The sequence below is a fragment of the Sphingobium sp. TomTYG65 genome, assembly GCF_055395525.1.
This window is the reverse complement of record NZ_AP027331.1, coordinates 231579-244645: the sequence shown is the minus strand read 5'-3', so window position 1 is coordinate 244645 and position 13067 is coordinate 231579. Positions and strand designations below refer to the sequence as shown.

The window sequence follows — 13067 nt, the reverse complement described above, 5'->3', positions numbered from 1 at the left end:
AAATCCATAACCAACGCAGTCAACTCAGGCTAAACGAGAGCAAAAAACATTAGAATGTAGAACGACAAAAAATAAAACATGATGTGCAGGATACTCCTCCCCGTCAGACCAGCAGATGGAGAAGGAGTAGCCCAGTCGTCGTTGGGAAGGAGAGCCCATGAAAGCCGCGGAGCATGTATCGTTCGCAAGTCATATCGCGGCGGATCATATCCGAGCGTTGCTTGAAAAGGCGGAAAGCCTAGGCATCGACACGACTTGCCTTCTTCGCCAGTGCAAATTGTCCTTCAACCTAGCTCATCTCAGAGACGCCAGCGTACCCGGCATATCGCTGAACCAATTCGTGAGGCTTCGGCAGCTTTGCGTCGCGGCGATCCGCTCCAAGTTGGAATCACCGCAGCATCCCGGCATGCGGCTCCAGGAATTTCAACTCATGTGCCATGCCGTCATCAGCAGCACGGTGCTGGAAGAGGCCATTCAGCGCATCACTGTCTTCGGAACATTGGCGGCAGAGCGCTTCGGCTCGTCGGAATTGAGCGTGGAAGGCGACATTGCGTTTTTCAAGATGGGGCTCGGGCCGCTCGAGCAATGCTGGGAGGAATTTTTCTCAGTCAACGCCCTGATGCTGTTTAGTCGGCTGTTCGACTGGCTGACCGGCGAACCGCTGCAATGCAACTACACCGTTCGCCATCCCGCCACCAAGGATAGCCGTGCACTGTGCGACACCTTCGGCATCAGGCCGCATCATGATGCCCCCGACAATGCCATCCTGTTCCCCGCCGCACAGCTGAAGCGGCCCATCGTCCGATCCAACGCGCAGTTGCACGATTTCCTTAAAGCTTTCCCAGACAATCTCATCGTTGCGGAACATGTTGAGGCTGACCTGAGTGAGCGTGTAGCGGCGATTTATCGTTCTGCTCTGCACAGTGGGCGACATGTTCCCACAACCGATGAACTGGCGCGTGGCCTTGGCGTAAGCGAGGCGACGCTGCGCCGTCGGCTGGTGAACGAAAAGGTTGCCTTCCAGGATATCAAAGACCTCGTCCGAACGGAGATCGCGCAGGAATTTCTGGCGACCGGACCGACGAGCATCGATCGCATCGCACACCAGCTGGACTATTCCTCCAGCCGCGCCTTCGCTCGGGCTTTTCAGCGCTGCACCGGCTTGTCGCCGAGCACCTTCCGCAAGCATGCCGCAAGCGGCGAGCCCATGACCGTGGCAGACGCGGGCTGACCGAGCCGGGCACCGGCCCAACAGGCACTCGCGACCTCATCTGAATGGCGCATTGGCGCCATTGTGTGGTGGCCGCTCCCCCCCGCTGCGAGCATCCAGAGGTAGCAATCTTTTGTCCCTTAAATCGACGCTTTTTGTCTGTCCGTGGCGCTGGACGCGCGGGACTGCGTAGGTAAATTTTCGCTCAAAGGCGGGCACCGCCAAAAGCCGGAGAGAGATGCTATGGAACTGCAACAGGACGAAGGTCTTTTGAAACGGCGCGCCGCGTGGCAGCTGCCACCTCGCCCGCAATGGGCGGCCGATCTCAACGCGCTCGGAGCCAAGCTTGACATAAAGGGCATCGTCCCGCTTGATGAGGCGTCGCTGGTCGATACCGCCCGCCGCAATACCGGCCTTGACGATCTTGAGGAAGATGGCTGGCGCGATCATTTCCGCCTGTTGCTCAAGTCGATCGAGGAAGATGCAGCGCTGAATTTCGTCGGCCGTATCCTGACCCGATCCGACATCCTCGGTTATCTGGAGGCCCGGCTGCGCGTCGTCGATGCTTATAAGCGAAATCCCGAAATCGATCAGGAAGTGGTGAAGGAACCGGTCTTCATCCTTGGCTTCGGCCGTTCGGGGACCACCATCCTGCATGAGACGCTTTCGCAAGATCCCCAGTTCCGTTCGGTGCATCGCTGGGAAGCGCTCTTCCCCGATGCGCGTCCTGACGCCGACCAGGCGGAGATCGACCGCTGGATCTCAAAGGCGCAGGATCGGGTCGATTTCGTCCATTCGATCAGCCCCGAATGGCGCAGCATGCATGCTTGGGGCGGCGATCTGCCGGTCGAAGATATCGAGTTCACCTATCTCGCCTTCTTCTCCGAAGTCTGGGCGACCGCGATGAACGTTCACAGCTATGAAAGCTACTTCAACAGCCAGGACCCGGCCTATCATTTCCACTGGCATAAGAAGGTGCTGAAGCTGTTGCAGTGGAAGCACCCTAAGCGCCATTGGCTGCTCAAGAACCCAACGCACATGCCGCGCATTCCGCAGCTGCTGAAGGCCTATCCAGACGCCAAGATCATACTGCCTCACCGCGATCCCATTGCCTCGTCCGATTCTGTCACCAATGTGGGCGGCACCATCTTCTCGTGGCGCACAGATCATATCTACGGTGAGAGGACGGCGGGAAACGAGTGGACGGCACTCGATGGCCGAATCAAGATGTGGGATGACGTCATTAGCTGGATCGAGGATGGCACCATGCGCGAGGGCGCCTATGCAAACTCCATCTATGCCGAATTCATGAAGTCGCCCGAGCGCGCAATTCGCGACATCTATGCTTCGCTCCGGCTGGAACTGACGCCAGAGGCGCTCGATCGCATGATGAGTTTCCTCAACAGCCGTCACGGCGGATCCCACGGAAACAGCTCAAAATATACCAAGTCGCAGGCGGACGACCCTGTCATTCAGGCTGAACGGCAAAACTACTCGCGCTATCAAAACTACTTCAACGTGCCCAACGAAGTGTGACAACATCATCATTCTGACAGATGGCTAAGCCACGCAGAACAATCAGGAGGGGACAATCATGAAGACACATTACTTGCTGGCATCAGGCGTTGCGCTGGCGGCGCTTGTGCCGCATGTCGGGTTCGCACAGCTACAGCCCGACGCCCGAGATACTGTATCGAGCCGCAGCCAAGTCGCCGATATCGTCGTGACTGCGCAGAAGCGCGAACAAAATCTGCAGGATGTCCCCATCGCGGTGTCGGCGCTCGGCACCGAGCAGATCCAGAACAACCGGATCGAAACGGTGAACGACATTTCGGCCTTCGCGCCGAACGTCATCACCGTTCCGCAGATAGGCGGCAATCAGATCGCCAGCTTCTCAATCCGTGGCATCCTGGCATCGAACACTGCGCCGGAATCGGATAATCCGATCTCCATCTATGTGGACGGGGTATATCTCGGCCGGGCGGTAGGCGCGCAGTTCGATTTTGCCGACATCGAACGGATCGAGGTGCTACGCGGTCCGCAGGGCACACTCTTCGGCCGCAACTCAACCGGGGGCGCGATCAGCGTCATTACCGCCAACCCTACGGGCGAGCTTGGCGGCTATGTGCAGGGCTCGCTCGGCAATTACGACCTACGCCGTGTCAAGGTTCGCCTGGACACGCCGGAATGGAATGGGTTCAGCGCACAGCTTAACTTCTACAAGAAGAAGCGTGACGGTGACGTTCGCAATATTGGCGCCGGCACAACTTGGGACTTCACCGACGCGACCAATGGGCGTCGCACCATCTACCGCGCCGCTGATACGCTGGGGGCCGAGGATACGACTGCCTTCCGTGCGGCGCTGCGTTACAATCCTAACAGCGACGTCGATATCAACTACAAATATGATCGCACGCTCAACAAGGGGTCACCGGGCGCCACCGCCTCTATCTTGCCTCCCGCGCAAAGCCAGGGCACCGTTAACTTCTACAACAGCTTTCTGTTCGGTCGGGGAACGGTGAGCGGTGATTTCACGGAACATGACAAGCGGCCCAAGGCGGTAAATAACTGGTTCACCTCCAACTCACACCAACTGGTACAAGGTCACACCTTAACTGCGGACTTCACGCTGTCCGACAGTGTGAAGGTCAAGAATATCGCCGCTCTGCGCAAGCAGAGGGGTAATTCCATCAATCAGCTCGACGGTCTTGGCGGCCTGATCGACGACAGCACAGGCGACCCGCTGCTGGCGACGACCATTGTCAGCGAAACTGACTTCAAGCAGATCACCGAGGAATTGCAGCTTAACGTTTCCACGGATACATTGGACGTCGTCGGCGGCCTCTTCTACTTCAATGAGAAGCTGGTGAGCGGCGGGCCGGGCGTTCCGCAGGTCTTCTTCTTTCAGACCGTACCCAATTTCGTCGTCAACGCACCAGCGGTTCCGGACAATCGTTTCCAGTCGACTTCCTACGCGGCGTTCGCACAGGCAACTTTCCATCTGACCGATCAGCTTGACGTCACCCTGGGCGGCCGAGAAACCTTCGATCGCAAGGTGGCCGTCTATAGCAACGGCCCGATCCTTGGTACTTTCCACTACCGCAAGCAACGGTTCAACTATCTCGCGAACATAACCTATCGGCCCAACTCGGATGTGATGGTTTATGCCTCAACTTCGACCGGGTACCTGTCGGGCGGCACGAACAATGGCACGCCCTTCGCGCCGGAAGAAGTGACCAACTATGAAATCGGTGCCAAGACGGATCTGATGGATCGCCGGCTGCGCCTGAACGCCGCTGCCTTCTACCAGGACTATAAGGGCCTTCAATTCACGGTCTTCCCCAATGGGTCGGCGATCATCCTTAATGCGGGCAAGTCACGCATCTGGGGTGCTGAGGTCGAAGCGACTTTCATACCCGTCGAGGGCCTCACTCTGACCGGCAACTACGGCTACACCAACTTCAAATATCAGGAACTGGATCCGTCGGTCGGTGACCCCGACACCTTCCTTGAGGCCTATCGCCCGAAATGGACGGCATCGTTTGGCGCGAACTATGCCTTCCCGGAGATGAGCAACGGTGCCATTCTCTCCATCGGTGCGGATACTCAAGGTACGGCCAAGCAGTTCACCGCCACCGATCCAATCTACAAGGCAGAGGCACAGACGCCCGAACGTTGGCTCGTCAATGCGCGGGCCACGCTGGCCGACCTCCCAATCGGCGGCCTCAAGACATCGGTTCAGGCCTGGGGTAAGAATCTCACCAACAACCGCTCATTCACCTTCAGCGGCGCGGTAGGGCCGACATTGGCTGGCTACTATCTGCCAGCGCGGACCTATGGCGTGGACCTGACTCTGAAATTCTGAGCCTTTCGATGACGGGGCAGGGGGCCTTCGCTCCCTCCCACCTCGGCGATCCCCATGTCGCTTCGTCTTCCGCTCTTTCCGCCACACGCTAAAGCACCTTGCGCGCGGTTTGAGAGACCGCTGGCGAACACTGACCGCGACGCTTTGGGACACGCTCTGGCCGTCATCGCGTCAAATGCAGGAGGGTGCGAGCTAGACCGATCGAAGCGTGTGCCTTTGCAAGCGGCCTGACGCAGGCCCTCCTATGCAAAATAAAATAGCTCATCATAGTGGCCAAAATACATCACAATTGCGCATTGCTCGATTGCGAAGATTGTTTCCTTATCATAATCTGAAGCCTCGACCGCTTGAACAAACGCGGCGAGCTAAAATGGGAGGGGAACTTGACCAGGCATTCCGCACTGCTTTTTGGTACCGTTGCGTCTGTCGCCGTACTGGCGGCCACTCCAGCCTTCGCGCAGGACACATCAGCCGCCCAACTCGGCGCGACAGCCGATATCATCGTGACTGCGCAGCGCCGCGAGGAACGTGCGCAGGACGTTCCAATCTCCATCACGGCCTTTTCGCCAGAGCGCCTGCAGCAGCAGAATATCACCCAGTCCCAGGACCTCAACGCCAGCGTGCCGTCACTGGTCGTCGGATCAGCGGGGCAGGGATCGCGCGATTCCCAGACCTTCACACTGCGCGGACAAGGCGCGACTTTCCAGGCTTCGCCCGGCGTCGTGCTTTATCTGAATGAAGTGCCGCTGCCTGCGCCGATTACGCTCAGCCAGCAGGGTGGCCCCGGCAACTTCGTCGATCTTGAAAATCTGCAGGTTCTTGCAGGCCCGCAGGGCACGTTGTTCGGCCGCAATACGACTGGCGGCGCGATCCTGCTCGTACCGCACAAGCCGACCAACAACTTTTCCGGTTCGCTGCTTGCCAAATATGGCAACTACGACGCCAAGGAGATCGAAGGCGTCATCAACGTGCCCGTTGTCGATGATAAGCTGCTGGTCCGCGTGGTCGGCACCTATCATGATCGCGACGGTTACACCCATGACGTGATCTGGAACAAGGATCGTGACGATACGCACTGGTATTCCGGCCGTATTGGCATCACCTTCCGTCCGACCGAGCGCATCGAAAATTATCTGATGGCCTATGGCGCCTATTCGCGCTTCAACGGCACCGGCCTTATCCACAAGGGCTTCAATATCGATGGCCTGAAGGCGATTATAAATCCCGCTGATGGTTCACCAGCCCCCTTCTGTATTGAAGGCCCAACGATCCCGGGCGCGGTAGCATCATGCAACGTTTATCGCGCGGCGACTGCCCAAGCGAACGCGCTTGGTCCTCGCCAGACGGCGCATGGCGTTGATGATTATCAAAAGACCAAGACTTGGGGCATCACGGACACATTGTCGTTCGACCTGAACGACGAACTCGTCCTGCGCAACATCATCAGCTATCAGAAGTTCAAGAGCTTCTACCGTTATGATGGCGATGGCACCGTCCTTCAGCAATATGACGTAGATCCCTACAAGCTGCCCGCGCCGGGACAGGTCACGCTCCCAGGGAATGGAACTCCAGTTGTATATAATAATACATCACCCGTCACGTTGCCTCGTGACAGTTACAAGCAGTTCACTGAAGAGTTGCAGATACAGGGAACCTATCTCGACAACAGGCTAACTTTCACTGCGGGTGCCTTCTACTACAGTCAGAAGCCCGACGGTGATCAAGCAGGTAGCGCCATAAATTACTGCCCCGCAGCGTTTACAGGCGCATCATTCTGCGTCGCCAACGCGACACCCGGTTATGTCGCGACGATATCAAAGGCGCTCTACGCACAAGGTACATTTGATTTCGGGGCGATGACGCCGTCGCTCGACAGTTTGCGCCTGACAGGCGGCTTCCGCTATACCTGGGACAAGATCAACGGCTTCTCGCAAAGCTATACGCCAACCCTGACGGGTCAGTTCGTCTGCTCGGCTGACTCGAGGCTGGTGAATGCGGTTTCGGACTGCAATTTCACCGCTTCGTTAAAGAGCAAGGCGGCGACCTGGCTGGTCGGGCTTGATTACAAGCCGGTCCGCGACCTGATGATTTTCGGTAAGATCAGTCGCGGCTACAAGGCGGGCGGTTTCAATCCCTATGCCGTCCGCGAAAACACGCGCACCTTCGAGCCGGAAAAGGTGACCTCCTATGAGGCGGGATTCAAATCGGACTTCCGTATTGCTGGCGTACCCACACGGCTCAACGCATCCTATTATTATCTGAATTACCAGAATATCCAGAAGGCGACTGGCGACTTCAACGAAGTCACCCGCGCTAGCGGCGCACGAATCAACGCGGCCAAGGCCCATGTCTCGGGCGTTGAGCTTGATGCGTCCATCCGTCCATGGAAGCCAATTGAGATTGGAGGCAACTTCAGCTACACGCATTTCAAGTATACCGAATATAGCCTTATATCGAACGGCTTGCTGGCGGATTGCTCCGGCTTGGTACCACCCCCCGGCACGCCCACGGACCTGACCTGCCTGCCCGGCCAATATGTGGTGCCGTACATCTACAGCTTTCATGTGGCGGTGAACCTGCCCATCGCCGAAAGGCTGGGCAACATGTCCTTCTTCGTGAACTATGCGCATAATTCGCCGCAGCATAGCGAAGCGACGGTGGTTCCGCCGCAGCAACCGGGCGAAAAGCTTGAGGCCTTTGGTTTGCTGAACATGTCGCTGGACTGGAACAATATCGCAGGCTCCGGCTTCGATGCGGGCGTGTTTGTGACCAACGCCACGAACAAGCTCTACCGGATCAGCAACACCGACGTGTATCAGGGCGGCTCCCTGCTTTCCTGGGCCACGATCTATGGCGAGCCACGCATGTACGGCCTCAAGCTCCGCTACCGTTTTGGCGGAGAGTGAGAGCAGGCCGGCCTTCTGCTGAAGGCTGAGCGCCGGGGTTAAGCAATCGGCCGGTCCAGCAACGCGGGGCCGGCCGATTTGTCATGCGCGGAAGCGGTCATACGACTCCGCTTGATCGCGAAGGCTTGCGGTTTTCGATTTCTCCCCCGATATCGATGCGCAAATTTATCGGAGAAAATATGTCAGCTGCTGCTCGCGCCGTGACGCGCCCCGTCGAACCGCTTTTTCTTGATCGGTGGTCGCCGCGTGCGTTCGATGCGTCTTCGATACCGCAGGCCGATCTTGATACCATATTCGAAGCCGCGCGCTGGGCGCCATCGGCCTTCAATTATCAGCCCTGGCGGCTGCTTTATGCCACCCGCGACGGCGCGGACTGGGATCGCTTCCTCGGCTTGCTTCTGCCCTTCAACCAGAGCTGGGTGCAAAATGCCTCAGCCTTGATCTTCATCCTGTCCGACACGCTGATTACCACGCGCGGATCGGAAGATGCCAAGCCTTCGCACAGCCACAGCTTCGATGCCGGTGCGGCTTGGGCGCTGATGGCGCTGCAGGCCACGCGGCTCGGTTATCACAGCCATGCCATGACCGGGATCGACTTCGACAAGGCGCGGCAGGAACTGGATGTCCCCGATCGCTTTCGGATCGAGGCGGCCGTGGCGATCGGCCGTATCGCAGATAAGGCAATCCTACCCGAAGCGCTTCAGGCGCGGGAAGCGCCAAGCGGGCGCAAGGACATTTCCGAATTTGTCGGCGTGGGAAATTTCCAGGGATAAACCGGCTCTTGCGGGGCGCGGTTTCCTGGAGAAACTATTCGCCCGAATAGGTGACTATGACGGCGTTATGGCCGGCTTCCTTTGTGATCGCGATCGAAGCTTGCCTGCCCTTGCCAATTGCTGACATCATCGCCGTTCCTCCTGATATGAATTCAGAGGTTTTCTTCATGCCCGCTTCCGCAAACCTGTCGCGGTAAAAGGCGACCACTTTGGCGGCATCGTCAGTGGTCGCCAGCCGAACTTCATTATTGGATCGATCGACAGCACTGTTGAGCGATTGGATCGTCGCTCCTGGATATAGCGGCGCAAAGTCGGGCATGGTGAAGTCGGGCGGAGGCGGTGTTTGACTGGCGGGGCTTGGGCTTGAAACAGTGGGAGCGGTTTGCTGCGTCTCCAACGTGTTGCTCGGCGCTGCGGTAACGGCCTCCTGCTTTTTATCGCCAAACCCGCAGGAGGCGAGAATAGCCAACCCGATGAGAAGCAAGAAGCGCACGCGACTCTCCTCTGCGAACCAACTCAGCTTAAAGCATCCGGGCCCGTTCGAGCAAATCGAGATACATGGAGGCTCAGCCTCATTAACAGCCAGAAGGCAGTAGCGGTTGCCCGGGCGACGCCTCGGGCCCAGCTTCTAACTGGCTCTTTTGATCGAAAAGGGAATTATTTGGGGTCAATTCGCGCCAAGCTGATGGCAAATCCACAGCGTTCAGCAGTGTCTATCATGAACTCCTGATATCTTTTGAAAAAGCCTCCCAGATGGGCATCAATCTCCTCTTGGGAGTAGTCCAGTGAATGGACGCATTCAAAGCCATTGGCGCGCGCGCGGGCCATTGCCGCATCGCCATCTTCCACCCCGAAAAACACGTTCATCACCCCTTCGCCACGGGTCGCGAGAAAATGCGATACGGCGGAGTCATGTTTACGGTCCGGCATGGGAGCGCATAATTCTATCCCCGCATCCCAGGAGATGGCGACAAGAATGCCGAAAGGTTCGCCGGTCCAGTGGGCATCATGGAAGGTCGCGCCCAGCAGATCGCTATAGCGTTTTTTGGACTCGTTGAGATCGTTGACGGCAATCATCACTCTGTTCACGCCCTTGAGATTCATGGCGATCTCCACATGTTTGACATGATTTTGGCTCTGTCTGATCCCATCGCCTGTACCAGCGCGTCACTCCGGGAGAGCATAGGCGACCAGAGCGTCATTCTGGCGAGTGCCCAGATATTTGTGACCCCCTGCGGCAATCACGACGAACTGGCGGCCATTTTTGCGCAGTCGGTATGTCATCGGCGTGGCCTGTCCTCCGCCGGGCAGGCGCGCCTTCCAGACGATCTGCCCAGTGTGGATGTCGAAGGCGCGGAAATAGCTGTCGGTCGCTGCGCCGATGAACACCAGCCCGGAAGCGGTTATGACTGATCCGCCGATATTGGGGACGCCCGTCTTCAGCCATATCGGGAAGGGTGCCTGGTCGCGTGTCGTCCCAAACGGAACTTCCCACAGCTTCTTGCCCGCCTTCAGATCGATCGCGATGAGGGAGCCCCAAGGCGGGCGGTTGCATGGCGCGCCAAAGGGCGACAGCATCGGGCCCAGCGTAAGGCCATAAGGCGACCCCGTCGAGGGAAGTACATTTTGTCCCGCTTTCTGAAGCTGCGCCACCTGCTGGCGTGGAATGAGCTTCATCAAGGCTGCCGCCTGCGTCGTGTTCACGATCAGAATATTGCGGCGCGGATCGATCGAGACGCCGCCCCAGTTCGTTGCGCCCATGAAGCTTGGAAATTGTATCCAGCCCCGCGTGGATGGCGGCGTGAACAGTCCCTGATAGTTGGCCGAGCGGAACAGGTCGCGGCATTTGCCACGATCATAAGGCGTGAAGCCGTGCATGTCTTCTTCGGTCAGATCCTTTGCACGGACGATGAAGGCTGGATTGGCAGGGAAGGGCTGCGTTGGGGAGAGTTTTTCGCCAGGAACTGCGCCAGCTTGGGGAACAGGGCGCTCTACGACCGGGAAGACCGGCTTGCCGGTGCGGCGGTCGAGGATGAAGATGTGGCCCTGCTTGGTGGACTGGGCGAGAGCGGGGACGACGCCTCCGGACGTTGGCAGGTCGAAGGCCACCGGCTGCGATGGCAGGTCATAGTCCCATAGATCATGATGCACCGTCTGGAAGCGCCACCGCACCTTGCCGGTGGAAGCGTCCAGGGCGACGACCGAGCTTGAATAATAATCAAGCCCTCGGCGTTCTCCGCCGAAATGATCCGGCGCTGCATTGCCCATGGGCACGTAGATCATGTTCAACGCCGGGTCTGCCGACATCGGTGCCCAACTGTTGGGAGTGGCGCGGACGAGTGCCTCGCCCGACGGCGTGCTCCGTGCAGTCTCCATGCCCGGCGGGACGGCATTCCAAGCCCAGGCGAGCTTGCCTGAATGAACATCGAAGGCACGGATAGCGCCAGCGGGAACGTCCACTCGCATATTGTCGATCACGCGCGCGTTCACGACGATTTTGTTGTCGATGAAGACGGGCGGCGACGATACCGCCATGTCTCCGCGCTCATATTTCCCCAGCCCCTGCCGCAGGTCGAGGATGCCGCCCGCCCCGAACGACGCGCAAAGGCGGCCGGTCGCCGCGTCCAGCGCAATCAAGCGCATGTCCAGCGTTCCCGCCACGATGCGTCCAGCGCACGGCGCGCTCGCGGCAACGGCGGGATCGCGGACATAAGTGACCCCGCGGCAGTTCAATTGATATGTGCTGAAATTGTCGGACTTGGGATCGAAGGCCCAGATTTCGCGGCCGGTTTCGGGATCCAGCGCCACGATCCGTGTAATGCCCGAGCAGGTATAGAGCCGATTTTCCGCTATGATCGGCGTCGCTTCAAATGTCGGGGAGCTTTGTCCCTGCGCCTTGATCATCCCAATATGGTAGGTCCATGCGGGCTTCAGCGCCCAGGCATTTTCCGGCGTGACCTGCGTCAGTGGGGAATATCGCGTCCCGCCAGCGTCCCCACCCCAATGATCCCAACCGGCCACCGGTCCCGTCATCTCGATATGCGGGTTGGACGTGAACCAGCCCTGAGCATAGCCGTGCAGAGCCAGGCCGATCAGCGCGACCGGCAACAGGATCAGGAGGAGGATGCGGTTCAGCCTTCGGAAACCGCGAGCAGGCGCGCTGGAGGTCACATCTATTCTCTCATCTGGTGTGAATGATTGAGCGGTCCGGCCCGCAAACTACATCTGGAACACGTCGAATGAGCCAATATGGGCGCGGTTATGTTTGATCCGCTCCACCATGCGCCAGCTGCCGTCGATCTTGCGCCAGCGATCATGATAGTCACCCAAGGTGGCGAAGGTGAGATGTTCGCGTTCTCCAAGGCCCAAATGCATGTCGCTGACATAGCAGCGGCTCTGTGCCTCATCCCCATTCACATCGACTAGGAGGTTGCCCAGGAGATGCTGCGTCGGCCCGCATGCGTCGAGATAGCGGCGCATGGTGGCGATGAAGGCGGCGCTGCCGTCAAGGCGGCCTTCACCAACATCGGCCACTGCATCATCGACAAGTATTTCGGCAATCCTGCCCCAGTCGCGTTCATCCATCGCCCGTGCGAACTCGGCCAACTGGCGCGCGATCTGGTGATGGGCGATCAAATCCTCCAAGGTCATATCCCCTCCGCTCATCGGCTTTCGTGCCTTTGCATGAATTGCAGCATCTGTTCCGCCATGATCCTTGTCGCCCTACCGCCCGGATCGCGCACATGCTGACGGACGAGGTGGAAGCAGGTCTGGTCGATCCCCAAGAGGAGGATCTGCGCCTCCAGCATGACATCGGCGTCCTGCTTGGCGGCGGCGAAAGCCGGTTGCCGCTCCGCCAGCATGTCGATCAGCGCGTCGCGCTGAAGCGAGACCTTGCGATAGAGTGGCTCTTCCAGCGTAGCGACCTGGGTGAGGAGTGTGCAGGTTTCGGCATTGGACCGGTGAAGATCGAGGTGGCGCTGCGCCCATTCCATCAGTTCGGGGAGTTGAGGGTTGGGCAAGTCCGCGAGGTAACGGAAAACAGGCTTCCACGCAGGCTCGAATTCTTCGGCAATGGCCATCACGACTGCCAGCTTGCCGTCGAAATGGCTGTAAAAAGCGGCGCGGCTGACGCCCGCCGCCACCAATATCTGTTCTATCGAACTTGCAACATAGCCGCGTTCGGAAAACACCTTCAATGCGGCGTGAGCGATCAAGCCGCGTGTGCGGGTCCGCTGCTCCTCCTGCAAATGATTACGCCGGGGGCTGGCCGCGTTCACATCTCATCTCCCGTCTTTCGGCAAGCCTTATCC

General features: G+C 58.6%; 10 protein-coding genes. 5 read left to right on the top strand and 5 right to left on the bottom strand.

All coding sequences use genetic code 11. The features are described from left to right. Positions 1-157 precede the first annotated feature (157 nt). The 5 genes from ACZ5Y5_RS15045 (at position 158) to ACZ5Y5_RS15025 (ending at position 8754) form a co-directional block, all read left to right on the top strand. Positions 158-1231: an AraC family transcriptional regulator ligand-binding domain-containing protein gene (locus ACZ5Y5_RS15045; RefSeq protein WP_464811311.1), complete on the top strand. Its 1074-nt coding sequence runs from the start codon at positions 158-160 to the stop codon at positions 1229-1231. Between the two features lie 222 nt (positions 1232-1453). After that, entirely contained in the window at positions 1454-2746 is a 1293-nt protein-coding gene (locus ACZ5Y5_RS15040) for a sulfotransferase family protein (protein ID WP_464811310.1), read from the top strand. A 58-nt stretch (positions 2747-2804) separates the two neighbouring features. Continuing rightward, positions 2805-5075, top strand: coding sequence for a TonB-dependent receptor (locus ACZ5Y5_RS15035; protein WP_464811309.1), 2271 nt, complete (start codon positions 2805-2807; stop codon positions 5073-5075). 383 nt (positions 5076-5458) lie between these two features. Continuing rightward, complete coding sequence (locus ACZ5Y5_RS15030) at positions 5459-7981, top strand: TonB-dependent receptor (protein ID WP_464811308.1); 2523 nt, start codon at positions 5459-5461, stop codon at positions 7979-7981. Between the two features lie 179 nt (positions 7982-8160). Beyond that, positions 8161-8754: a nitroreductase family protein gene (locus tag ACZ5Y5_RS15025; RefSeq protein ID WP_464811307.1), complete on the top strand. Its 594-nt coding sequence runs from the start codon at positions 8161-8163 to the stop codon at positions 8752-8754. A 34-nt stretch (positions 8755-8788) separates the two neighbouring features. Here ACZ5Y5_RS15025 and ACZ5Y5_RS15020 read toward each other — a convergent pair whose 3' ends face one another. The 5 genes from ACZ5Y5_RS15020 to ACZ5Y5_RS15000 form a co-directional block, all read right to left on the bottom strand. After that, entirely contained in the window at positions 8789-9247 is a 459-nt protein-coding gene (locus ACZ5Y5_RS15020; protein WP_464811306.1) for a hypothetical protein, read from the bottom strand. A gap of 164 nt (positions 9248-9411) precedes the next feature. Further along, the gene (locus tag ACZ5Y5_RS15015) at positions 9412-9858 is read right to left on the bottom strand and encodes a VOC family protein (protein WP_464811305.1); all 447 of its coding nucleotides are present in this window, start codon (positions 9856-9858) and stop codon (positions 9412-9414) included. Positions 9859-9921: 63 nt separating this feature from the next. After that, positions 9922-11925 (bottom strand): pyrroloquinoline quinone-dependent dehydrogenase, encoded by a 2004-nt coding sequence (locus ACZ5Y5_RS15010; protein WP_464811304.1) that lies wholly within the window; start codon positions 11923-11925, stop codon positions 9922-9924. Between the two features lie 48 nt (positions 11926-11973). Continuing rightward, the gene (locus ACZ5Y5_RS15005; RefSeq protein WP_464811303.1) at positions 11974-12405 is read right to left on the bottom strand and encodes a nuclear transport factor 2 family protein; all 432 of its coding nucleotides are present in this window, start codon (positions 12403-12405) and stop codon (positions 11974-11976) included. A gap of 11 nt (positions 12406-12416) precedes the next feature. Beyond that, the gene (locus tag ACZ5Y5_RS15000; protein ID WP_464811302.1) at positions 12417-13034 is read right to left on the bottom strand and encodes a TetR/AcrR family transcriptional regulator; all 618 of its coding nucleotides are present in this window, start codon (positions 13032-13034) and stop codon (positions 12417-12419) included. Between the last annotated feature and the right edge of the window lie 33 nt (positions 13035-13067).